Origin of the sequence: Prosthecobacter sp., from assembly GCF_044236155.1 — a bacterium.
Lineage (GTDB): Bacteria > Verrucomicrobiota > Verrucomicrobiia > Verrucomicrobiales > Verrucomicrobiaceae > Prosthecobacter.
In genome coordinates this window covers 128423-152605 of sequence record NZ_JBIIHA010000009.1, presented here as the reverse complement: position 1 = coordinate 152605, position 24183 = coordinate 128423, and the positions used below count along the sequence as shown (strand labels likewise).

Below are 24183 nucleotides of genomic sequence, written 5' to 3'. Positions count from 1 at the left end.
CCGTAAAGGGTGAGTTGGTAGCAAAACCCGCTTGAGAAGCATCGCAACTAAACGCGGGAGCATGGGCCGATATCTTCCAGGAGAGCAACGCACGTCAACAGAGGAACAGACACTTTGTTGCCCCGAGCAGGAAGACCAGGATGAGGAGCGGTTGGCTTGGTTGGTCAGCCAATCCTGAACGCATGGTCTAAAACCGGATCACGCACACGCCGTAGTCCAGCAGCGGGCGGCCGGTGTCCGTCGTCTGGCGGAAGCGGGCCGGGATCTGGTAATACTGCGCCCGGCCATCCGCATTCTCCGGGCGCACCAGTTGCACCGCGCCGCGCGCCTTCAGCAGCCGCATGTGCTTCGCCATGTTGTCGTGGGATACCTGCACCTTTTTCGAGAGGTCCAGCGGTGTCAGATACAGCCCCGTCGCCAGCGTTCGCAGCGCCTCATAGCGCACCGGGTCGGCGATCGCCTCCAGCAGGCGCACGGGATTCGGAAACTCCGCCACCGGGACCGGCGGCGCGGGATCAGGAGGAGGCAAGTCGGCCATAGCAGGATCAAAGCGCGGGTTGCAGGGTCCGTGTGGCCAGCTCACGGCTGGAAACGCGAACGAGCGCATTTTAATACCGAACCTCCCAAGCGTCCATCCGCAGATTCGGACTCCAAAACCGAACTCCCGAGGCCGATGATTCCCCCTCCAGGCTCCGATCTCGTCCCAGTGAGTTAGCTATCGCCACCTTGGAGCTCCGAAACCGAACTCGATGATTCGACATTGGAAGCTCCAAATCCCATTTTGGACATCACAAGCCCCCAAAAGCTCCTTCCGAGCCTCCATCAACACGCCCCGTGCTCCACTCTCGATCCATCCAGTTCGATACTTTACCCTCAAACCACCGATTTCGTTCCTACGAGGGCGAAATGGGCAGCTCAAAGCTCCGATTTCGTTCCAGCGAGTTAGCTATTCGAGGCTCAAAGGCCGATAGGCGACTCAAAGCGCTTCCATCTCAGGTTCAGCGAACCCACTGGCCAACAACAGCACCGTCTGTCACCGGCCAATACCCTTCATGTGCTTGGGATTCGTCGCCAGATCCTTCGGCAGCTTCTTGCGGATCGAGCCCGCCAGATCATGGGCCAGATCGTAGCAGGTGGCGGTGCGGGCCGATTTCGAAGGCTGCAACTCGCGCTCCAACGCCGAGCGGACGAGTGCTGACTTCGACAGCTGCCGTGCGCGGCTTTCCTGGTCCAGCCGCAGCAGCAACGAATCCGGTAGTTTGAGAGAAAGAGTGCTCATGAGTCGCGCATGGTCATACCAGCCGATCTTGGCAGCAATACCGAATCTTGGCTATATAGGGTAGGGAAAGCGGAGCCAATCAGGCTCACTCCGGCAGCGGCCACACGACGAGGTCGATGGGATACAATGCACCATCTTCAGCGCTCAAAATGAAGTTGGTTTCGTTCGCGTCGAAGGCCCCCATACCATCACGATGCCAGGCGTGGTTTCGCAAACTCACTGAAACATCAGGACGTTCGCGCAGTGGTTCCCAGCCTCGTTCGTTCATCCATTGGGAGATGCGGTGCTGGAGCGTGCGAGGAGAAAGTGTGGTGTCCGGTCTGATCCAGCGCTGGGCCAGCAGCAGTCCCGCGTCCTCCCCGATGACTTCCTCGATGGTGCAGCCAAAGCCAAACTGCTCCCAGCACAGGCTCTCGCGGATCACGGCCTGGGCCAGCGTGCCGGGCTGGAACTCAATGAGGCCGCGGGCATTGCGACCGAGGATGCAGCCGAAGCCGGTCGTGTCGAAGCCGTTCTCCTCCCTGCCGCGCAGTTTGATGACTCGTTCTCCGGCATCGGCATCATCCCAAAACACGACCGCCTCACCTCGGCTGGTCATGAGTCGAAATCGCGCGCCTTCAGGTCCCAGCGGATTCCACTCCACCGTTCGGTTAATGCGCCTCGACAACCTAGTGGCCGTTTCGACTGCATCAGCGCTGTGCAGGCTACTCAAGCGGTCAATTTCGGCCTCAATGACCGCGCCATCGACTTGGCTAGCGAACTCCTGCGGACTCAACATGGCGCAGGGCTGGCTGAATGTGAATCTGCTTCCATGGTTGGAGACTCGTCACTTCGTCTCCCAGATGCCGACGCACGATTTGACACACTTCGGTGTAAGTTGGTCTGTCGCCATTCTTCGGCGGCAGGCGCAGCTTGGCCCCGCGTGGAGGAAGTTGAATCTGGGAAGGGTCGAAGGCCATGACGGCAGGATTATCCGGGTATCGAGCTAGAACGCAACCACGCTTTGCAGCTTCACGCCGCCGCAGATCACCCGCCCCTCCACCACGGCGGCACGCGGATCGAGCCTCCGCGCCGTCCGCACCTGCCCCCAGCCCGCACGCCACCGCCACAAGCCCGCGCCGAGCAGGAAGACATGGATGAGGTGCGGTTGAGATGGTTTGTCGTTTGTCAGACAGTTGCAGCCTGACGTCATTTCCACAGCAGCTCCCAAGCCTTGGCCGACAACACAGGCTCGTAGGGCTTGGTCGGCATCTCAGGCGGTAGCGGCGGGTTTGCGTGGCAGCCGGAATTTCTTCCCTGCATCCATCTCCGCCATGCGCCTTGTCATCTCCTTCTGCCAGACGGGAGACTGCTGCCTCAACCGATGCAGAAACGCCGATATCTCCTGCCGCTCCTTTTCCGTGATGCGGGAGAGCTGCTGTTTGAGTTGAAGCATGGCCATGGTGCTCATCGTTCAAGTGTGTGCGCGGCGTCACCGCTTTGCAAGCAAACCGTCGTCCCCCCGAACACGGACTCCCCGCCGCCGATCACCCGCCCCTCCACCACGCCGGCACGCGGATCCAGCCTCCGCGCCGTCCGCACCTGCCCCCAGCTCACACGCCACCGCCACAAGCCCGCGCCGTGCAGGAAGACGAGGGTGAGGAGCGGGCCCCACACCCCACCATGGTGCATCAAGAGAGCAAGATGATGAAGGGGCACTTTAGCTGCAATTGCTGGACAAATTGACGACAGATCTGCTCTGTGGGCCAAAACGAGTGCAGGTCCGGAAACAGCCTCCCTCAAAAAACCGCAAAAAACGGGAGAGATGGAGAGAGGTAGCACGAACAACCTCCAAGCCTGCTGTGTTGGTGATCCTCACCAAGTCTTGGCGGCTAAACTACACACCCCACCTCTATGCTTGCAGACATCATCACTCCTATCATGCTTACACTGTCACCCTCTTTTCAGGAGGTGCCCCCCATGGTTTATGACTGGAAAACCCAAAAAACAGTCGTTCAAGCGGCTGATGGCACTTTCCGCCCGAACGACACGGGAACAGCATATGGAACGAGATCTTATGTCGGAAGCACTTTAACAATTGACGACTTCAATTCCGACTAATCTATCTAAATAGAACCGAAAAGGTGAAGGCCTCCATGGCCTCCACCTTTTCTTTTTTATAATTTATGATTTTAATCCTCAGTTGGAGTGGAGACGAGACCACCGACATCATCATCGATGAACTCCATCCAATGCCGGTGTTTCGCTGGAACTTGGATTTGTGGCATCACTATGAGGCCTGCATTACCAATAAAAGCTTTCGAATCAAAGATCCGGCGGGTAGGGTGGCCGATGAGGAAAGCGTCATGGCAGTATACCTGCGCAAACTGTTCTTCAATCCCTGCCGCATTGATGTGCCAGCGGGTGGCAGCGAAGAGGCATGGAGGCGTGCCGAACTTGAAGCTATCTGGCTCGGCATGAGAGACCTGGCGCACGAACAAGGCAAGCTGGCATTGGTGCATCCAGCGAGCACTGGTCGATGGGGAAAGATCCGTCAGATGAGAGTCGCCCAAGAGTATTTCAGGGTGCCAGACTGGTGGGTGATTGCTGGCGGCGGCGGCATGGATGAAGTACCTGCGCCCGTGGTGGCGAAGACGTTTACCGGCACGAACATGGGTGGCGGGCTCATGCCTGTTCAAGAAGTGCAACCATCCAGGCTTTCCGCCGATTACCCTTGGTTCCTGCAGAGCAAAATGAAGCAGGCGAGCCATGACGTGACCGTGGCGTGGGTGGATGGTGAGCTGTTTGCCTATCAAGCAGACCGAAGTCTTTTCCAGGGTGAGGACGTGCGGGTACCTTCTATTGAATGGGAGCCACTTGTGCTATCCCTCCAAGAAGAACAAGCTATCTCAAAATTCATGAAACGAACCGGCTACAGCTTCAGCAGGCTCGATTTCCTGAAAGTGAATGGTGAATTGTGGTTTCTGGAAGTGAATCCGAACGGCCAGTTTGCCTGGCTGGACCTGGACCGGAAAAGCGGCTTGATACGTTCCGTCGGAAACGCCATCAAAGGTGTTTGGGAGAAAAACCAGGCACTCCATTCAAACTCACAGTAAACACGTCAGGCGTCCTCCGTTGGCTCCGCGAGAAGAAGGCGGATCTTTTGTTTGATACGCTGAAGTTCGGCTATGTCCTCTGCTTCGGTCATGGCCTTTGGGAGAAGGCAGGCAATTTCTTCATCCATCTGCTTCAACTCCGCTGGGAGGCTCTCATTTGAGGCCCCTGCGGTTGTGGGAGAATGACTGCCTAGGTTGTCCATTCAGATTTATATTCGGGGCGGGAAGCCAGTTCTCGCAGAATATTCATCACGCGGTAAACGGTGTTGTCAACCACACCACGCCGCACGCCAAGCTCTGCCGCCGCTTGTTCAACAGGTATGTTTTTGAGCTTAACCAATTCAAAAATCGCAAATTGCCTGGGGGAGACTCGGGTTCGCACGTCTTCCAGAAGCGAATGCAGCAGCGCTATGTGGTAGGACTCGTTTTCGTCCTCATAGCCATCGCATGTTGTTTCTTTAAGGTGGCGCTCAGCCAGATCAGCCATGTCCGCATGCAGGAGCATGCGCTTTTCTTTGCGAAGATGATCTACGATCCGTGCATTGCAGATGGTCTTCAAGAAGCCGCGAAGTTTTCCTTTTGACGGATCGTAGCTGTACTGTGATTTGGTGCAGAAGTCGGCAATTACAGCTGCTACTGCATCCTCGATGACCTCCCCCGGGGGCTCCTCTCCTCCAGAGTGTAACCTATAACTGTTCGAGCACATTGTGCGCAAAGCGGGATAATAGATTTCGAGGAATCTTTCCCACGATAGCTGCCAGTTCGAACCACGGTTAGGATTCCGTAGTTCGGAAAGCAGGCTCTGCGGGGTATCCGGCAACTTGGGGGGCATTAGAGTCAGTTGTCGCTTACCGCGTCATTTATAGACACGACGGTAAATCGCGAAAGGTTGTGGAAAGACTGTTCGGCAACGTGAGCATTTGCTCCTATTCGTTTGTGCGAACAAAATCTCTCCCAAAAAATGGCGTTTGGCCGCCACTTTAGGAACATGTTGATGCCAGGCTTTGATTACAGTGTCATCTTCTATTCGGCGGTGCCTTGTGCTTCTCCCATAAAACTAATGTCTGATCTTCGCGCGAAGCTTTAGCAATGCATCCTTGATTAGTGGCACCGCTTGTTCTTTGCCTTGTTCGGCTGCACGTCGCAGCCATGGTAGTGCGTTTGCAGGCGAAAGCTCTAGATACCGACCTGTCAGGTAGGCCTTGCCGATCCAAAGCTCCGCGTCCGGGTTGCGCAAGCCGGCCGCACGACGGTTGGTTTCCAAAGCGCGCAGAATCCGGTCCTCCGTTAATTCAGGGTTACTTGACTGGATTTCAAATGAAACGCGGCCGCCGGTTTCTTTCCTTGTGATTATGGCATCATCAAACTCATACATAGGATTCGGTTGAGCTTCAGTGCTCATTTTTTGCGTCATGATGAAGTTGGCTGCCCGCCATGAACTAATTCCCAGCTCATCTGCCCAAATAGCATTCAAGCTTTGCATCGGCGAATAAGTTATCGAGGCAAGTTTATCTCTCCATGACACCATGGTGGTGTCATTAACTGGCAAACCGTCACGCGTCTCCGCGATGACCGATAAAAGATAAATTGCCTCCTCCCTGCCTTTTTCGGCAGCTCGGCGAAGCAAACCAATAGCATTACTGAGATCTTCAACAGGTGGTATCTCCGTGTAGGCACAAAAACCAAGGATAGAATGCGCCGGGAAGAAATCTTGATCGGATGATAGTTTGAAATAGCGCAGGGCCATGGCCTCGTCCTTCTCCACGCCAAATCCCCAAAAGTAACAGCACCCCAGATTGTATTGTCCTGCCGCATCTCCTTGTTCAGCCGCTTTTAAAAACCAAGGTGCCGCCGCTTTTGGGTCAAAGTTCTCACCTTCGAGAAGGTGAATGTAACCACGCATGTTCTGTGCTTTCGCATGCCCCTGCATGGCACCATTATGTAATAAGCGTGACACAAGGATCAGATCGCGCGGTTGATCGGTCCTGCCATATTCCTTCATTGCGGCGCGAAATAGATTGTCAAGGCCGGCGGCACTTTTCTCAACCTCAGTTGTGCCAGTGTTTGTCTGCTTCTGCAATTTTGACAGGAATGTGCCACAAATAAAAACGGCGGCCAAAGCAAATACCACCAGAAGAGCTTTTGGAGATCTTGTTTTCTTCGTTAATTCGCCACTGCTTGCGCTCAAATTTGAGAGAGCATATCGCATGGCTGAAAAGTCCTGAAAGCGTTCTGATGAATCTTCGTGTGTTGCCCTGTAAACAATCTGGTGCATCGCCAACCATTGCTTGCGCTGCACTTCGGAAAGGGACTTCACCCCTCCAGGCGGCCATCGGTAAGCCGCACGTCCCATCTTGTCAGGTGTGTTCCCTGTTATCAGCGAAAACAATGTGGCTCCCGCTCCAAATTGGTCAGGGTGTCCCCCGCCTTCCAAATACCAACTTGGAGCTGCAAATCCGGGTGTTCCTCGTCGAGTCGGGTTTGGCAAATCCTCGCCCAACAAACTTACGTCAGCAATCATTGGCATGCCTTGGACATACAGAATGTTTTCTGGCTTTAGATCCCTGTGGAGCAAGCCCATGTCAGAAAGCTCTTGAAGACCTTCCAAAACAGGATCCATGACAGCAACTATTTCATCCGAACTAAACCAAGTTCCATTTGATTTCCGCTGCTCCATCAAGTGCCAGAGCGATGCAGGCTTCCAGTCGTGGCTATCGGGTGGGGCATCTCCTATGCCATCTGCAAGCGGCATCACATAAAACAGGCCCTCATCAGTCCGGTTGGCATGCTCTATCCGCATGAGCCGCTTGGAAGCATTTTTTAGCATGGCTCTTTGATACCTGACTAGAGCGTCTAACTCGCGATCCAGTTTATCTCTAAAGCTCGAAGGAACCCATTTTAATGCTTTCCAAACAGCTGGTGTAACAACAGGTTCACATAACCATACTTCACCGAAGCCACCTGTGCCGATCCTTTTACGGAGTGAATATCCATCGATTATTTGGTCTTGTTTCATAAATTCTTCGTCTGAAAGACACTCGGATTGCCCGTGCGTTACAACTGTAACAAACAATTGCTCACCCAAACAAACTCATCTGCCCTGCATCGTCATCGCTACGCGGCTTTTTGCGGGCTTTGGCGGGGACGCTGGTGGCGACGGGGACTTCTTTGACGCTTTCGGCGGGTTGGTGGCCGGATTCGAGCTGTGTGAGGACTTCCTTGGCGCGGTCGATCACGTTTTCGGGAAGGCCGGCGAGTCGCGCGACCTGGATGCCGTAGCTTTTTTCGGCGCAGCCGTGGAGGATCTTGCGGAGGAAGATGATCTGCTGATTCCACTCCTTCACGGCGACGTTGTAGTTCTTCACGGCACTGCGGCTTTGCGCGAGCGCGGTGATCTCGTGGTAGTGCGTGGCGAAAAGGCAGCGGGCGCCGATGTGGTCATGCAGATGCTCGGCGACGCTCCAGGCGATGCTGAGGCCGTCGAAGGTGCTGGTGCCGCGGCCGATCTCGTCGAGGATGACGAGGGAGCGCTCGGTGGCGTTGTTGAGGATGAGCGAGGTCTCGTTCATCTCGACCATGAAGGTGCTCTGGCCGCGCGCGATGTCGTCGCTGGCACCGATGCGGGTGAAGATGCGATCGACGAGGCCGATCTCCGCGCTGGCGGCGGGCAGGAAGCTGCCAATCTGCGCCATGAGCGTGAGCAGCGCGGTCTGGCGCAGGTAGGTGCTCTTACCGGCCATGTTCGGGCCGGTGATGAGGATGAGGCGGCTTTCCTCGGGCTCCAAGGTGACGTCGTTCGGCACGAAGCGCTCGCCGCTCGTCAGATTTTGATCGAGCACGGGATGGCGGCCGTCGCGGATGAAGAGGTTGCGCGTTTCGTTGAGGACGGGGCGGGTGTAATTGAAGAGTCGCGCGGTCTCGGCGAGCGAGCCGAGGGAATCGAGCACGGCGATGGCTTCGGCGGTTTCCTGGATCTGCGCGAGGTGCTCGAGGACGCGACTGCGCAGCTCGATGAACTGCTCGTATTCGAGCGCCTTGCTGCGCTCTTCGCTGCCGAGGATTTTGTCCTCCATGCGCTTTAACTCGTCGGTGATGTAGCGCTCGCCGTTGACGGTGGTTTGCTTGCGATGGTAGTCGGCGGGAACGCTGCCGACGTTGGCCTTGGTGATCTCGATGAAGTAACCGAAGACGGCGTTGTATTTAATTTTGAGGCTCTTGATGCCGGTGCGCTCGATCTCACGCGCCTGCAAATCCGCGATCCACTGGCGGCCGAGCGTGGAGGCATTGCGCAGCTCATCGAGCTCCGGCAGCCAGCCTTCGCGGAAGACGCCGCCTTCTTTGATCTGCATGGGCGGCTCATCGCAGATGGCGCGTTGGATTTCCTGGCAGATGGGGGTGAGGTCGTGGAGGCGCTGGGCGAGGTGCTCCAGAAGATTTCCCGCAGATTCAGGGAGGCCCACAGATTTTGATTCAGAGTAATCTGCTGGCTTCCCTGAATCTGTGGGAGAATCAAAACTGCTGAGTAGGGTTTTGAGTGATGGCACGACCTCCAGCGAAACAGCAAGCGCCTGCAAATCACGGCCATTGCCGCTGCCTTGGCTGAGGCGGGAGCTGGTGCGTTCGAGGTCACGCACTTCTTTGAGCAGTGTGCGCACCTGGCTGAGGAGCATGGGCTCGTCGAGGAAGGCGGCGAGCATGTCCTGGCGCTGCGTGAGGGCGTCGAGGTCGCGGAGGGGATGGAGGACCCAATGGCGGAGCTTGCGGGCCCCCATGGGGGTGCAGGTGCGGTCGAGGGCGCTCAGGAGGGTGTGCGCATTGCCGCCACGGGCGCTGACGAGTTCGAGGTGGCTCTGGCTGGCGGCGTCGATGAGCACGACGTCGTTGGTTTGGCCGACGCGGAGGCGCTGGATGTGATCGACACTGCGGCGGAGCTGAAATTGCAGGTATTGCAGGATGCAACCGGCGGCGCAGATGGCGGCATTCATGCCAGTGCAGCCGAAGCCATCGAGCGACTGCACTTTGAAGTGCTGCGTGAGGCTGTGCTGCGCCTGATCGAGCAGGAAGAGGTAGCTTTCGATGGGCTGGGCACTGCCGGGGCTGCCGAGGGCGTCGATGACCTCGCGCTGAGTGTCGCTGAAGAGCAGTTCGCTGGCCTGGAGGCGTTCGAGTTCGTCGGCGAGCTCGGTGGTGTCTTTGAACTCGGCGACTTCAAACTCGCCGGTGGTGTGATCGACGTAGGCGAGGCCAAATTTTTTGCCCTCGCGGAACACGGCGGCGAGGTAGTTCGGACGGTTCGAGTCGAGCAGATTCAGGTCGCTGATGGTGCCGGCGCTGAGGATCTGCGAGACGGCCCGCTCGACGATCTTCCCCGGCACGGGATCGGTGGTCTGCTCGGCAATGGCGACGCGTTTGCCAGCCTTGATGAGCTTCGCGATGTAACCCTGCGACGAATGATGCGGCACGCCGCACATGGGCACCGCGTTGCGTTTCGTCAGCGCCACATTCAGGATGGGCGAAGCGACCTTCGCGTCCTCGAAGAACAGCTCGTAAAAGTCCCCGAGGCGAAAGAAGAGCAGCACATCCTCCGGAAGCTCCCGCCGGATGGCGAGGTATTGCTTCATCATGGGAGTGGTGGCGGCGTCGGCGGACATCGGAAAGCGTCAAGAGGTCAAGAGGGGCGGGGAATGGTCAAGATAGGAGTCACGGGAAGTAAGTCTTGATCACAGGCAGCGTTTTTTGACAAAATCATTTTATGACTCAGTCCGAACGCGAAGCCCTTTTTGACCTCCTGACGCTCTCTTTGTATGCGGACGCGCATATTTCTTTGAAGGAGGAGCACCTGATGGAGTCTGCCTTCATCGCGGAAGGCTGGGAGTCCAAATACCCGAAGAGCCTGTTCATCGACGAATCGTTCGCCCGGGCGCGAGAGATGTCGGAGAACGAGGAAACAATGATCGACTACATGAACGACAGGGCCCAGGCCTTCAAAACGAAGACGTCGCAAAAGGAGGTGCTTGGGGTGGTGAAGAACATCCTCAAGAGCGACGGTGAATCCCCGACGGAAAACGAGTTCTACAGCCTGTTGGTGCAGGCGCTGCCAAAGCCGGTGAAATAAAAAAGCAGGGCCGGTCTGGCCCTGCTTCGTGGGTGAACCATCGTGGCATCAAGCCTTCGGCTCGGCCGGAGGCGCGGATTTTTTGCCTCCACCGCCTTCTGTCGTTTTGCCAAGGTAGGCGGGGAGCTCGACGCCGACGTTTTTGGCGATGTCATGCAGGGGAGGGACGGAGCCGACGAGACCGGAGAGAAAGTCGGCCGTTTTGGTCTTCCCGTCTTCGCCTGTGCGGCCGGAGTCCCAGACGGTGAGCTTGTCGATCTTCACGCCGGAGATGGCCTTGACCTGCTCGGCGACGAGAGCGGGCAACTGCTCCGTCACCATGAGCTGCGCGGCCTTGTCGGCACCACCCGCGGCATTGACGATGGACTGGAAGCCCTGCGCACGGGCCTGAAGCTGGGCGAGCGTGCCCTGCGCCTGAGCTTCCATGATGGCTTTGACACCCGCGGCTTCGCCTTCCTTGAGAATGCGGATTTTTTCCGCGTCGGCCTGTGCGACGAGTTCGATGCGGCGTTTTTCGGCCTCGGCTTCGAGTTCGATGCGTTGTCTCGCGGCCTCCGCCTGGAGGCGGATGCGGTTTTTCTCGGCCTCGGCGAGCACTTCGATCTTCCGCTTCTCGATTTCAGCCTGAACGACGATGTTGGCCATCTGCGCGGCTTCCTCACGTTTCGCACGCTGGCGTTCGGCGGCTTCTTCGGCGAGGTAGGATTCTTGAAGGGCCTTGGCGCTGGCGACTTTTTCAGCGGCAGTGCCCACGCGCTCGGCCTCGGCTTCTTTTTCGCGGCGGGCGGCGATGGAATTGGCGATCTCGACCGCAGAGAGGTTTTCACCGGTGACGGCTTCCGCCTGCGCCTGGGCGACGCGGATGCGCTTCTCCTTGTCGGCCTCGGCGGCGCCGATGTCGCCATCGCGTTCCTGCTGGGAGACTTTGATCTTGGCGTCGTTGATGGCACGTGCGGCGGCCTCCTTGCCGAGCGCCTCGATGTAGCCGGACTCGTCGGTGATGTCCTGGACGTTGACGTTGATGAGGCGCAGGCCGACTTTTTTGAGTTCGACTTCAACGCCGTTGGAAATGTTCGCGATGAGCTTGTCGCGGTCGGCGTTGATCTCTTCGATGGGCATCGTGGCGATGACGACGCGCATCTGGCCGAAAATAATGTCCTTCGCGAGTTCCTGAATCTGCGGCTGCGTCTGGCCGAGGAGACGTTCGGCGGCGTTTTCCATCACGCCTGGCTCAGTGCTGATGCCGACGGTGAAGGTGGAGGGCGTGTTGACGCGGATGTTTTGCTGCGAGAGCGCGCCGCGAAGCTGGATGTCGATGGGCATCGGCGTGAGGCTCAGGTAGGCGTAGTCCTGGATGACCGGCCAGACGAAGGATGCGCCGCCATGGACGCATTTGGCGGACTTGTTGCCGCCGACCTTGCCGAAGACGACGAGAATGCGGTCAGAGGGGCATCGTTTGTAGCGCGAGGCGAAGAACGCGAGCGTGGCGAAGACGAGGATGGCGGCGATGCCGGCAAGAATCGGGATCATGGAAAAGTCAGGCATGGTTCAGGTGGTTGGTTTGACGACAAAAGTGTTCGGCGGCATGAGACCGGTGATTTCGATGCCGTGCTGGGGTGCGAGCGCCTGCTCCGAGTCGGTGACGGCGCTGGCGGTGATGAGCCGGCCTTGCAGCATGACCTCGATCTGGCCGATGCCCTCGCGCTTTGGCGGGATGGTCACATACACCTGGCCGCGAATGCCGATGGCATTTTCATAATGCAGCGAGCCGTCGTCACGCATCGCCATGAGGAAACGCATCGTGGCGAACATGAGCAGCATGAAGGCGACACCGGAAACCACCGCCGCAGTAGCGATGCCACCGGCAGACATGCCCTGACGCTGCGCGAGCACACCCGCCCAGCCGAAGCCAACGAAAAACGCGACGAGGATGCGGAAGGAGAGCAGCTTCACGCTGTCCGTCGTGCTGCCGTCATGGGAATCGGCTCCGTGATCGAAATCCGATCCATGGCCGAGGAACGCTCCGATCAGCAGGAAGACCTGCAGCACGGACGCGAAGACGGAAATGGCCCAATAAAGTTGCGAGCCGGTGAGAAGGTCGGTCCACGAGGCGATCATGGCCGCGTTTGTAGCGGCTGCGATGCGGGCGGGCAAGAGCGGATGTGTTCCGCTTTTACACCAAGTTTGTAGCCCGCGTTCAGAGTCCTGGCGGACGCTCGGAGGCCTTGCGCATCTTCTTTTTCTCCGGCGGAGGCGCGGAGGGATCGAAGTAAACGCCGCCTACCACCTGTCCGACGCCGCCGGCCATCAGGAGCGCCGGGCGGTTGCCGTCGTCATCGCGGTAGTAGCTGCGTTTGAAGACCTTGCCGTCGGGATTCACGATGGCGTGGCAGTAGATGTGCGGCTGGGCCAGGAAGAAGACATGAAGCTTGTTCTTCGCGTCGATGCTGATCTGCGGCTGCGAAACCATGATGACGGGCCCGAGCAAAAGCGTGGCGAGATAAGCGCCGCTCTTTTCATCCGTCACACGGCTGTAGAGCAGCAGGGTGTTGAGCTCACGGAAGAGGATGATGTTGTAACGACGTGCGCGGCCTGCGTTGGGAAATCCATCCGGCACGCCGAAAGGCTGGTCGAAGAGGTAGGACTTCGAATCCGTGATGGTCATGCGCACCTTGTTGGAGGAGTAATACTGTCCGGTGATGGGATGCAGCACGTTGGCCACCATGTTGAAGGTGCCGAGGTCGGCGGTGGAGTAGCCGCCGGAGATTTCGACCGTCTGCTTGTTCGCGGCGCCGGCCTTGATGGTGATGGCCTGGTCCGAGCCGATGGTGACAGGCGCCAGCCTGCGACCGCTGGATTCCGTGATCTCGAATTGCAACCAGTCACGCCCCCCATGACCGCCGAGCACCACATCCGCGCCGGAGCGGTTGATGACGGTGACCTGCGCCACGACCGGCTCGCCAGTGAGGAACTGGTTCTTCATCAGGGTGAGGTTGGTCACATACTGCGCCCGCGCCGCGCCGGCGGCGAGGAGGCAGGCTGCTGTCAGCAGCGGAAGAAGACGGTTCATGAGCTTCAAGGTTTGGGTTTGGCAGGAGCGGTGCTGGAGGCGGTGCGGAATCCGCGTGCGAGTGTAGCCTCGTTTGCGGATTCTGGAAAGAGCCGGTCGGTGAGCAGATGATCGCTGCTTTTCTGGCCGAAATGCCCGCCGCGCACGACGGGCACCTTGATGTCGATGAAATCCGGGTGCGGCGGCCATTCACCGTCCCTGCTCTCGCCGGAGGTCCACTCGCTGACGTTGCCCGCCATGTCGCACACGCCGTAGGGGCTCACATCCTGCGAGACGCGGGTGATCGGTGCCCAGAGATTGTGGCCGTCGATGCGGCCGCCGCGGCCTTTCGGCGCGGGGTTGTAGTCATCGCCGAGATTGGCGGCGCTGGGCAGCGGCTGGTTGCCCCAGGGGTAGTTGAAGCCTTTTTCACCGCGGGCCGCTTTCTCCCATTCCTGCTCGGTCGGCAGGCGCTGTCCCTTCCATTTGGCAAAGGCATACGCGTCCCACCAGTCCACCTGGGTGACGGGTGTGTTCAGCGTGATGCTTTCGCCATTGAAGGTCGTGCCGCTCTTGGCCGCCGCAAAGTAGGTGCTCCATTTCGCGGGCTCGTGGCTCGTTTTGGTCTTGGGCTGGAGCGGATGGTCAAACTCACCCTGTTTCGCCGTTTTCAACGCGTCGAGGAACTCCGCATACTGGCCGATGGTGACCTCGTGCTTGCTGATCCAGAACTCGGGCAGCGTGACTCTGTCATTCTTCTGATATTTGAACTCACCTGCGGGCACTCGAACCATTTCGACCGGCAGGACAGTCACACCATTGCCAGAGCCAGCGCTGCTGCCGTTCATGAGCGCGCCGAGGCCGGCGACGATGAGCAGGACGACCCCGACCATCACCCACACCCACCACGGCTTTTGGCCGCTCACATCCACCGGCAGCGTCTCCGCCTCGATCTTGCGCACGATGCTGTGCTCGCGCATTTCATCACGCATTTCGTCCAGCGCTGTCAGCAGGCCTTTCCAGTCGTGATTCGCGTCGGCGAGCGACTGCAGCAGCCCGCGCGCCTTTCCTTCTGCTGCGACAGGACGCATCAGCCCCAGCAGGGCGCGCACGTCGGCTTGGGCATCGCGTTTGTCGGCGGACGGCGGACGGAAGATGTTCACGATGCTCGCCTGGTGCTCGGCATCGATGTAAATGTCACGCGCCGCGAGGCTGCGGTGATGGTAGCCGCGTTCGGTGGCGAACTGCATCGCCTCCGCCACGCCGAAGAGCACCTCCGTCAGACGGCGCTCGCTGAGCAGCTCCTCTGTCTGTTCGATCTCCGCCAGGCTGCGCCCGCGTGGCAGCTCGCGGGTGTAAAAAAGCCAGCCGTTCGCCTCGCCCGCCTCAAATAGCGGCGCGATGCGCGGATGCGTCAGCGAGGCCTTCACGCGCTCACGTTCCTTGAACTTCGCCACGATCTCCGGTTGCTTCAGATGCTCCGGCTTCAGCAAAACCAACGCCACCGGTCGCTGCACGGCAACCTGCAAGGCGCGATACGTTTCGGCCTCTTTTTCGATGTAGAGGCGCTCCAGCACCTGGTAATTCCCCAGCACGGTGCCCGGCGGCATCACCGGCGCTGGCGCGTCCGACTCCACCGTCAGCGTCAGCAGCGACCGCACGCGCTCCAGTAGCTTTTCCGGCGTGTAGGGCGCGTCCTTCAGCACCAGCGCGTCCTCGATCTGCGCTTCGAATCCCGTCAGATCATAGCGCGTGGTGAAAAGCACGCGCACTTGCGGGAAACGTGCTCGCGCCGCATCGCGCACGGCGAAACCCGTCTCCTGCGTCGGAAAAATCGCCTCCGTCACGAGTATGTCGAGCGCGTCGGCCTTCGCGATCCACTCCACTGCGGCCGCCGCGGTGGTGAAATCGACGATGTTGAAGCCCGGAAGGCTGTCTCGCAGCCAGACGAGGCGCGTGTCGTGCTGCGTGGCACTGGAATCAACGAACAAAAGAGTCATGCGTGCGGTTTCTGATGGCGATCATCTCCCCACGGGCGGGAGCAGCGGGTTGGCGCCGGCAGGAGCGCCCGGCGCGGATCCGAACTCCAGGAGATCGCGGGGCTCGGCGGCCACATCCTGGAGTTTGTTGTTGTAATAGAGGCGCAGCATGTAGCCGTGATATGAGCGGCGCCCATGCTGCTGCATTTCAGCGGCGGTCAGCGCCGGCAGATGATAAACCACGTCCAGCGTCTCCTCGCCGGTGCTGCCGCTCCAGTCCACGGGGGCGGACTGCCATGTCTCGACCGGCTCCGGCGCGATGCTCTGCGCCACCTGCGTTCCGTTCACCTTGTCGAAAAAGAAGACCTCCAGGTTCACCGCGTTGCGATCCACCAGATGGCTGCCGTTGCGCACGATCGGCACCCGCAGGGTATATCGCTCGCCGCTGCTCACGGAGAAATCTCGCGCCGCCTGGCAGGCTCCGAGGCGCAGGACTTTTTCCCCCTCGATGCTCGCGGTGGCGGTCGCCGTCGCGGCCGGACCCGCGCTCAGGCGGCGGGAGGCCAGCTCAAAAAAACTGCCCGCCTTCGTCGCGCCGAGAAGCTGGATGCGGCGCCAGTTGTCGGTGGCCTTCGCGGTCACGCCCATCTGTTCGTAAGTCTGCGCCATTTCGGCGATGATCGCGGGATGGTCCGGCGTGAGCTCATCCGCGCGGCGCAGCATTTCCAGCGCCCCGTTCATGTCGCCCGCTCCACGGATCTCCTTCGCGGTGGTGACCACGTAATTCACATCCCGCAGCAGCGTGGTCGCCGCGTCTGGCTTCGCCGGCTGCGGTGCCAGCCCGGGTGGCGGCATGCTCGATTTGGCTGGCGGCACCGTTGGGGCGGCCGGTTTAGGCACCGGAGCTGGTGTGGAAATCACGGCCGCGGATGGCGGCGCACCTCCTGTTTGCTGAAAAGAGCCAATTGGGGGCGGAGCGCTCGAAACCGGCGCTGCTGGTGCTGAAACAGCAGGTGCGGCCATCAGCGCACCCGGTGGTGGCGGAGAGATCGAACTGGCCTGCGGAGCGATTTGCCCAATTTCCGGCACCACACTCGGCTGCGCTGGCGAAACAGGCATCCCGACCGGCGCAATCGACCGGTCCAGCGGGTTCCGGGCGATCAAGAGTTTCACCGCCAGGCCGATCTGCACCACCGCCAGCACGCACAGCACTCCCCACGCCACCGCGGAGGCACGTTCGCGATCGGGAGACAAGATGGTGGAGGGCGGTGTCACGGGTTGCTGGAAAAAGAGCGTATGGTACGATTCCGGCCTCCCAGTGTCAATGCTCCAGGGTTCTTCGTTCAAAATGCCGGAAGGTCACACCCTGCCGTTGTTCGTTCATGCCTTGGAAACGTCGCCGCACCACCATCGGTGTGATTTTTCCTCTTCTCCCGCCGAAATCGCGGCGCAACTGTGCCAGCGCGAAGGCTTCGTATGGATGGATTCCTCCCTCGTCCTCCCTGGTGCCGTTTCGGTGCTCACGGCCGATCCCGTCGAGGTGCTGCAAGGTCACATCGACCATGATTGGGAAAAAGTCCGCGCCGCGCTGCGCACTCCGCGTGCTGCGGCAGGCGGCTTGTTTGGCTGGGTCGGCTACGACGGTCATTTCACCTTCGGCATTTATCCCCACGGCCTCGTCTATGACCACGATCATGCCCGCTGGTATCAGTTCGGCGATTTCAAATGGCGGGCTTCAAATTTCAAATCTTCGGCGGCTCCCAAGCTTCGCTTCCAGCCCGGCGTCAGCCGTGACGACTTCATCCGCATGGTGCGCCAGGCGCAGGATTACATCGCCGCAGGCGACATCTACCAGGTCAACCTCTCCTACCCGTGGAAAGCAAACTGGCCGCGTGATGCCGACGCATTCGCTCTTTATTTGAAACTGCGCGCCGTTTCTCCCGCCCCCCATGCCGCCTTCATGCAATTGGCTGGAACGACCGTCCTCTCCGCCTCGCCCGAGCTTTTCCTGCGCATGCATAGCTCGCGCATCGCCACACGCCCGATCAAAGGCACACGTCCTCGATTTGTGAGCGATCCTGGCCGCGACGCCGCCGCTGTGCGCGAACTCACCGCTTCTGCCAAAGAACGCGCCGAGCTGCTCATGATCACCGACCTCGAGCGCAACGATCTCGGCCAGGTCTGCGAGTTTGGCAGTGTCATCGTGCCGGAGTTGTGGCGTGTGGAAAGCTTCGCGCAGGTGTTTCACCTCGTTTCGACGGTCACCGGCACGCTGAGACCGCATGTCGATCATGTCGATGCCTTCCGCGCCTGTTTTCCCGGCGGCAGCATCACCGGTGCGCCGAAAAAACGCGCCTGCGAGATCATCGCCGAGCTCGAACCACCCCCGCGTGGCCTCTACACCGGTGCCATCGGCTGGTTTGGCTTCGACGGCCGCAGCCAGTGGAACATCGCCATCCGCACTGCGGTGCAGAAAGGCGATGAAATCACTTTCCACACCGGCTCTGGCATCGTCGCGGACTCCGTGCCCGAAAAAGAGCACGAGGAGACTTTGCACAAAGCAGCGGGCATTCTCGCAGCGGCGGCTTGATCACAACACGAGCGCCCGATTGCCACACGGAGGCGTATCGCTAGGCTCCTCCTCCCCATGGCAAAAAAATCCGCCCGCAAACTCATCGCCGACTCCATCCGCATCCACGGGGCGAAGCAAAACAATCTGAAGGGCATCGATCTCGATCTGCCGTTGGGGAAATTGAATGTCATCACGGGGCCGAGTGGGTCGGGAAAGTCGTCGCTGGCCTTTGATACGATCTACGCGGAGGGGCAGCGGCGGTATGTGGAGACGTTTTCGCCTTACACGCGGCAGTTCTTCGAGCGCATGGACAAACCGAAGGTGGATGCGATCGAAGGCATCCCGCCCGCCATCGCCATCGAGCAGGTGAACAACATGCGTAGCACGCGCAGCACCGTCGGCACGATCACGGAGATCAATGACTACCTTAAAATGATCTTCCCGCGACTCGCCGAGGCCACGTGTCCCGGCTGCAAACGCCCCGTGCGGCCGGAAACGCCGGAAAGCATCGTGCGCGAGCTGTTGAGCGCTTACGCCGAAAAACAGGCCCTCATCCTGTTTCCCGTTCCCGTGCCGAAAAACGCCGTCACAGCCGATTTCGCAGCCTTTCTCCAATCGCAGGGTTTTGTGCGTGTGTGGCTCTACGGCAACGTCATCCGCCTCGACGACGCGGAGGCGCTCAAAGGCCGCAAACTCCCTGCGCAGCTCTTCGTCGTCCAAGATCGTGTCACTCTGGATCCAAAATCCAAATCCCGCCTCTCTGAAGCCCTCGAAGCCGCCCTTCGCTACGGCAAAGGCCACTGCGCCGTTTCCTTCGAGGTTTCAGGTTCCAAGTCTCAAGTTTCAAGTTCCGCATCCGCGTCAGCGAACTTGAAACATGAAACTTTAAACTTCAGCACCGACTGGAGCTGTGCGGACTGCCACATTTCGCTGCCCGCTCCAACCCCAGGTTTATTTAGTTTCAACTCTCCGCTAGGAGCCTGCCCGACCTGCCGCGGCTTTGGCCGCACGCTCGGCATCGACATCGGCAAGGCGATCCCGGATGAGTCGCTGAGCATCAATCTCGGCCTCGTGCGTCCCTTTCAAGGCAGCACGTATGGCGAATCGCAGCTCGATCTCGAACGCGCGGCGCGCAAGCGTGGCATCGACATTCACAAGGCCTTCGACGATTACACGCCCGAGGAGCGTCACTGGCTCATCGAGGGCACTGACCCCGATCCCGAGGTCGCCTACAATCGCGGCGAGTGGTATGGCGTGCGCGGCTTTTTCAAGTGGATGGAATCGCGCAGCTACAAGATGCACGTGCGCGTCTTCCTCAGCCGCTACCGCGCCTACACCGAGTGCGGCGACTGCGGCGGCGGCCGCTTGAAGAAGGACGCGTATGCCTTTCGCATCGGTCCGCACACCATCGCCGATCTCTGGCGCATCCCGGTGAGCGATTTGCATCCGCTCGTGCAAAGCTGGTCCCTCAAAGAAGGCGATCACGCTGCCACCATGCTGCGCGATGAAATCGCCAGCCGCGTCAGCTACATGGACCGCGCCGGTCTCGGCTACCTGAATCTCGACCGCCAAACCCGCACTCTCAGCGGCGGCGAGCTGCAACGCGTCAATCTCACCACCTGCCTCGGTGCTTCGTTGGTGAACACCCTCTTCGTCCTCGACGAGCCCAGCATCGGCCTCCACCCCCGCGACATCGGCCGCCTCATCGGCGTCATGCACGGCCTGCGCGACAAAGGCAACACCCTCCTCGTCGTCGAGCACGAAGAAGCCGTCATGCACGCCGCCGACAACCTCATCGACATCGGCCCCGGCCGCGGTGAGAAAGGCGGTGAGCTTGTTTTCAACGGGCCGCTCGAAAAACTCGCGAAGACGAAGGGCTCGTTGACGGGTGATTATCTTTTCGGACGGAAGAGCATCCCCGTGCCACAAACGCGGCGCAAGGTCAGTATTCGGGCCATTCCTGGCCCGTCGCGGGGCAAGAATGCCCCGGCTACTCTCTCCATTTGCAGTGCGAGGCAAAACAACCTCCGCAAACTCGACGCGGACATCCCGCTGAACGCCTTCGTCTGCATCACCGGCGTCAGCGGCTCCGGCAAATCCACGCTGGTGCACGACGTGCTCTACCGGAACCTGCAAAAGCTTCGGGGCGAGGTTTGCGAGGAAGAACCGGGCCGCGTGGGCAGCATCAGCGGCTGGGAGCAGCTCGGCAGCGTGGTCATGGTCGATCAATCACCGCTCGCACGCACGCCGCGCTCGACGCCGGCGGTGTTTGTCGGAGCTTTTGATCACATCCGCACGCTCTTCGCCGCGTGCGATGATGCGGCCACGCAGGGCATCATGCCCGGCTTCTTCAGCTTCAACAGCGGCGAAGGCCGCTGCGAGCGTTGCATGGGCAATGGCTTCGAGAAGATCGAGATGCAGTTCCTCAGCGATCTCTTCGTCACCTGCCCCGAGTGCGAGGGGAAGCGCTACAAGCCGCACGCGCTCAAAGTCTTGCTCCACGGCAAATCCATCCACGACGTGCTCAGCCTGACCATCGACGACGCCGTGCCGTGGTTCGCCACCATCGAGCATCGCGCCGTCGCGGCGATCAATCGCAGCCTGCAACTCGTCATTGATGCCGGACTCGGCTACTTGAAGCTCGGTCAGCCGCTCAACACGCTCAGCGGCGGTGAAGCGCAGCGCCTCAAACTCGTCGGTCACCTCCTCGAACCTCAAACTCCCGGCAAAAGCAGCCTTCTCCTGCTCGACGAGCCCACCACCGGCCTCCACTTCGACGACATCGCGCTCTTAATTAAGCTGCTCCAGCGCCTCGTCGATGAAGGCAACAGCCTCGTCGTCATCGAGCACAATTTGGAAGTCATCAAATGCGCCGACTGGGTCCTCGACCTCGGCCCCGAAGGCGGCGCTGCCGGAGGCAATCTCGTCATCGCCGGCACGCCGGAGGACGTGGCGGAGTGCAGTGCGTCGCATACCGGTCGCTATCTCAAGCCAGTGCTTAGTGCTCAGTGCTTAGTGCTTAGAGAGGCGAGTGCGGCAGCGAATTCTAAAACTAAGCACTCAGCACTGAGCACTAAGCACTCAACCTCCGCCAACACCATTAGCATCCGAGGCGCCCGCGAACACAACTTAAAGAACATCTCCCTCGACATCCCGCGCGATGAATTCGTCGTCGTCACCGGCCTCAGCGGCAGCGGCAAATCCTCGCTCGCCTTCGATCTCATCTTCGCAGAAGGCCAGCGGCGCTTCCTCGACTCCATGTCCGTCTATGCACGCACCTTTGTCGAGCAGATGGAGAAGCCGGAGGTCGATCTCATCACCGGCGTGCCGCCCACCGTCGCCATCGAGCAGCGCATCTCGCGCGGCGGTGGCAAATCCACCGTGGCCACCGTCACGGAGGTGTATCACTTCCTGCGACTGCTCTTCGCGAAGCTCGGCACGCAGCACTGCCCGCAATGCGCCGTTCCCGTCAAAAAACAAAGTGCGGAAGCCATTCTCAAAACCATCCAGGGCCACCTGCGCACCAGCGGCGGCCATTTGCTCGCCCCGCTCATCAAGGCGCGAAAAGGCTTCCACACCGATGTCGCCGAAAACGCGGCCAAACACGGCATCGAGACGCTTTGGGTCGATGGCGAGTTCCGCGATACGATGGGCTTCAAACGCCTCGAACGCTTCAAAGAGCACAGCATCGACGCCGTCATCGCGAAGGTCGCCAAAGGCGAAAATGCCGATGTTTTGCGTCCACACATCGAAACGGCCCTCAAGATGGGCAAAGGCACCATCAAGCTGCGTCTCGCCGACAAAACGATGCACGTCCTCAGCACCGAGATGAGCTGCCCGAGCTGTGGTTTGAGCTTTGAGGAGCTCGATCCACGCCTCTTCAGCTTCAACAGCCCGCACGGCTGGTGCAAAGACTGCCGAGGCTTCGGCTACGTCGGCGCCAAACGCGATCTCCACGACCGCAACGCCGACGTTTCCATGCTGGAAGCCGAGTTGGAAGAAGAACGCCGCTTCAACAGCGACGACGACGAAAACGCCGCTCCACGCCAGCTTTGCTCCACCTGCCACGGCAGCCGCATCAATGAGATCGGCCGCGCTGTGCAGCTCCAGAAGAGTACCATTCAAGACTTCGCCAATCTCACCGCAGGCGAGGCCGCGAAGCTCATCGAGAAGCTCAAATTCGACGGCACCGAAGCCATCATCGCCCGCGACATCGTCACGGAGATCACGCAGCGCCTCAAATTCATGCAGGAGGTCGGTCTCGGCTACCTGCAGCTCAATCGCAGCGCCGACACGCTCAGCGGCGGCGAGGCGCAGCGCATTCGTTTGAGCGCTCAGCTCGGAAGCAACCTCCGTGGCGTGCTTTACGTGCTCGACGAGCCCACCATCGGCCTGCATCCACGCGACAACGAAAAGCTTCTCAACACGCTCGTCGCCCTCCGCGACAAAGGAAACAGCCTCCTCGTCGTCGAGCACGATGACGAGACGATGAAGCGGGCCGATACCATCCTCGACCTCGGCCCCGGCGCGGGCAAATTCGGCGGTGAAATCGTCGCCCAAGGCACGCTGGCGCATCTCTTGAAGTCCAAGCAAAGTGTCACCGGCCAAAGCCTCAAACATCCGCTCCGGCATCCCTCACGCGGCAGCCGTAGGCCTTTGCCATCCGCGAAATCGAAAGACGGCTGGCTCCGCGTCACCGGCGCCACCGCGAACAACCTCCAAAACATCGACGTCAGCATCCCGCTCGCTCGTTTGACCGTGCTCACCGGCGTCAGCGGCAGTGGCAAGAGCAGCTTCATGCACGGCGCACTCTCGCCTGCGGTGCGTGAGAAGATCAGCAAAGCCAAGATCAAGGTCACGAAGGCCTGGAAGAGCGTCAGCGGCTTCGAAAACCTTCAAACCGTCCACGAAGTCGATCAAAGCCCCATCGGCAAAACCAGCCGTTCCTGCCCCGCGACCTATGTCGGCATCCTCGACGACATTCGCGCTCTGTTTGCTCAAGTTCCGCTCGCCCGCACACGCGGCTACACCGCCAGCCGTTTCTCCTTCAACACCGAAGGCGGCCGCTGCGAAACCTGCGGCGGCAATGGCGAGATCAAAGTCGAGATGGCCTTCCTGCCCACCACGCGAGTCCATTGCGAAACCTGCCACGGCCTGCGCTTCAACGCCGCCACGCTCGAAATCGAATACAATAGTAAACACATCGGCGACGTGCTCCGCATGAGCATCACCGAGGCCGCCGAGTTCTTCGCCCCCGTGCAAAAGATCGCCCGACCGCTCAAACTGCTCGCCGACACCGGCCTCGGCTACCTCCAACTCGGCCAGCCCAGCCCCACTCTCAGCGGCGGCGAGGCCCAGCGCATCAAACTCGTCACCGAACTCCGCAGCGGCGATGGCAAAACCATCAAAGAGCAGCTCAAAGGCATTCAAAAAGCCGGCAAGCGCAATCTCTACCTCATCGAAGAACCCACCATCGGCCTCCACATTCGCGACGTCGCCCGTTTGATCGACGTCTTGCACCGCCTCGTCGATGAAGGCCACACCGTCGTCGTCATCGAGCACCACCCCGACGTCTATGCCGAAGCCGACTACCTCATCGACATCGGCCCCGAAGCCGGAAACGAAGGCGGAAAGCTCGTCGCGGCGGGAACGCCTGAGGAGGTGAGGAAGAGCAAGGTGAGCAGGACGGCGCGGTTTTTGTGATGTGCGCGCTGCATTTGGTGCCCAGCTTTTACAGTGGAAAATCTGGGGGCTGCGGGCCATTGAATGCTGCCCAAAGCCCGGCTGGGCGCTTTTGAGGAATACCTCGATTCGCAGCGCCACGCCGCAGTTTACCGTCAGTAGTCCAGTGATGAATGGGATGCCATTGATCGTTGAGAAGATGGGTGGCAAGTAATAGCCGGTCCTCATTCATCTGTGCGAATGCTTCGGCGAATTTCATTGGGCCAAGAACGCCGTCTTGCTCATCCCAGATAAAATAGCAGCGTTGCTTCGAGGGATTGTTGATCGTCCAAATGCCACCAAATGCGACGATCAGTGGCACAAGAATGCAAAAGAACAGGATGGGAAGTAACACGACCATTAGCACTCCATC

The 24183-nt window shown here is 59.7% G+C and carries 19 protein-coding genes; 4 read left to right on the top strand and 15 right to left on the bottom strand.

The features are described from left to right. Nucleotides 1-187 precede the first annotated feature (187 nt). The 6 genes from ACILSE_RS10345 to ACILSE_RS10320 all read right to left on the bottom strand — a co-directional run bounded on the left by ACILSE_RS10345 (nt 188) and on the right by ACILSE_RS10320 (nt 2935). Nucleotides 188-538, bottom strand: a complete 351-nt coding sequence (locus ACILSE_RS10345; protein WP_395717313.1) for a winged helix-turn-helix domain-containing protein — start codon at nt 536-538, stop codon at nt 188-190. Nucleotides 539-1033: 495 nt separating this feature from the next. Then, nucleotides 1034-1279, bottom strand: coding sequence for a ribbon-helix-helix protein, CopG family (locus ACILSE_RS10340; protein WP_395717312.1), 246 nt, complete (start codon nt 1277-1279; stop codon nt 1034-1036). 85 nt (nt 1280-1364) lie between these two features. Beyond that, nucleotides 1365-1877: a hypothetical protein gene (locus ACILSE_RS10335; RefSeq protein WP_395717311.1), complete on the bottom strand. Its 513-nt coding sequence runs from the start codon at nt 1875-1877 to the stop codon at nt 1365-1367. Nucleotides 1878-2264: 387 nt separating this feature from the next. Beyond that, a complete protein-coding gene (locus tag ACILSE_RS10330) occupies nt 2265-2471 on the bottom strand; it encodes a hypothetical protein (protein ID WP_395717310.1) in 207 nt (68 codons plus the stop codon). 60 nt (nt 2472-2531) lie between these two features. Further along, complete coding sequence (locus ACILSE_RS10325; RefSeq protein WP_395717309.1) at nt 2532-2714, bottom strand: hypothetical protein; 183 nt, start codon at nt 2712-2714, stop codon at nt 2532-2534. 11 nt (nt 2715-2725) lie between these two features. Continuing rightward, on the bottom strand, nt 2726-2935 hold the full coding sequence (locus ACILSE_RS10320; protein ID WP_395717308.1) for a hypothetical protein: 210 nt from the start codon (nt 2933-2935) through the stop codon (nt 2726-2728). Between the two features lie 509 nt (nt 2936-3444). Here ACILSE_RS10320 and ACILSE_RS10315 point away from each other — a divergent pair. Next, complete coding sequence (locus ACILSE_RS10315; protein ID WP_395717307.1) at nt 3445-4374, top strand: hypothetical protein; 930 nt, start codon at nt 3445-3447, stop codon at nt 4372-4374. A 190-nt stretch (nt 4375-4564) separates the two neighbouring features. On the opposite strand, the gene ACILSE_RS10310 is transcribed toward ACILSE_RS10315, so the two are convergent. From ACILSE_RS10310 to mutS, 3 genes are all read right to left on the bottom strand, one after another. Continuing rightward, nucleotides 4565-5206 carry an RNA polymerase sigma factor gene (locus ACILSE_RS10310; protein WP_395717306.1) on the bottom strand — a complete coding sequence of 214 codons (642 nt, stop codon included), beginning with the start codon at nt 5204-5206 and terminating at the stop codon, nt 4565-4567. A 225-nt stretch (nt 5207-5431) separates the two neighbouring features. After that, nucleotides 5432-7390 carry a protein kinase domain-containing protein gene (locus ACILSE_RS10305; RefSeq protein ID WP_395717305.1) on the bottom strand — a complete coding sequence of 653 codons (1959 nt, stop codon included), beginning with the start codon at nt 7388-7390 and terminating at the stop codon, nt 5432-5434. Nucleotides 7391-7451: 61 nt separating this feature from the next. Continuing rightward, nucleotides 7452-10025, bottom strand: coding sequence for a DNA mismatch repair protein MutS (mutS, locus tag ACILSE_RS10300; protein ID WP_395717304.1), 2574 nt, complete (start codon nt 10023-10025; stop codon nt 7452-7454). 101 nt (nt 10026-10126) lie between these two features. Between mutS and ACILSE_RS10295 the strand changes: the two genes are divergently transcribed. Next, entirely contained in the window at nt 10127-10489 is a 363-nt protein-coding gene (locus ACILSE_RS10295; protein WP_395717303.1) for a hypothetical protein, read from the top strand. 48 nt (nt 10490-10537) lie between these two features. Here ACILSE_RS10295 and ACILSE_RS10290 read toward each other — a convergent pair whose 3' ends face one another. Genes ACILSE_RS10290 through ACILSE_RS10270 form a run of 5 tightly spaced genes read right to left on the bottom strand, consistent with a single transcriptional unit; the run spans nt 10538 to nt 16792 of the window. Beyond that, entirely contained in the window at nt 10538-12034 is a 1497-nt protein-coding gene (locus ACILSE_RS10290) for a flotillin family protein (RefSeq protein WP_395717302.1), read from the bottom strand. A gap of 3 nt (nt 12035-12037) precedes the next feature. Next, complete coding sequence (locus ACILSE_RS10285; protein ID WP_395717301.1) at nt 12038-12643, bottom strand: hypothetical protein; 606 nt, start codon at nt 12641-12643, stop codon at nt 12038-12040. A gap of 43 nt (nt 12644-12686) precedes the next feature. After that, nucleotides 12687-13559: a hypothetical protein gene (locus tag ACILSE_RS10280; RefSeq protein WP_395717300.1), complete on the bottom strand. Its 873-nt coding sequence runs from the start codon at nt 13557-13559 to the stop codon at nt 12687-12689. A gap of 5 nt (nt 13560-13564) precedes the next feature. Continuing rightward, on the bottom strand, nt 13565-15538 hold the full coding sequence (locus ACILSE_RS10275) for an SUMF1/EgtB/PvdO family nonheme iron enzyme (RefSeq protein ID WP_395717299.1): 1974 nt from the start codon (nt 15536-15538) through the stop codon (nt 13565-13567). 21 nt (nt 15539-15559) lie between these two features. Next, a complete protein-coding gene (locus ACILSE_RS10270; protein ID WP_395717298.1) occupies nt 15560-16792 on the bottom strand; it encodes a tetratricopeptide repeat protein in 1233 nt (410 codons plus the stop codon). Nucleotides 16793-16997: 205 nt separating this feature from the next. On the opposite strand from ACILSE_RS10270, the gene ACILSE_RS10265 reads away from it, so the two are divergent. Both ACILSE_RS10265 and uvrA read left to right on the top strand, forming a co-directional pair. Next, nucleotides 16998-18107, top strand: coding sequence for an anthranilate synthase component I family protein (locus tag ACILSE_RS10265; RefSeq protein WP_395717297.1), 1110 nt, complete (start codon nt 16998-17000; stop codon nt 18105-18107). A 57-nt stretch (nt 18108-18164) separates the two neighbouring features. Next, nucleotides 18165-23792: an excinuclease ABC subunit UvrA gene (gene uvrA, locus ACILSE_RS10260; protein WP_395717296.1), complete on the top strand. Its 5628-nt coding sequence runs from the start codon at nt 18165-18167 to the stop codon at nt 23790-23792. 28 nt (nt 23793-23820) lie between these two features. Here the strand turns inward: uvrA and ACILSE_RS10255 are convergent, their stop codons facing one another. Further along, entirely contained in the window at nt 23821-24165 is a 345-nt protein-coding gene (locus ACILSE_RS10255; RefSeq protein ID WP_395717295.1) for a hypothetical protein, read from the bottom strand. Nucleotides 24166-24183 lie beyond the last annotated feature (18 nt).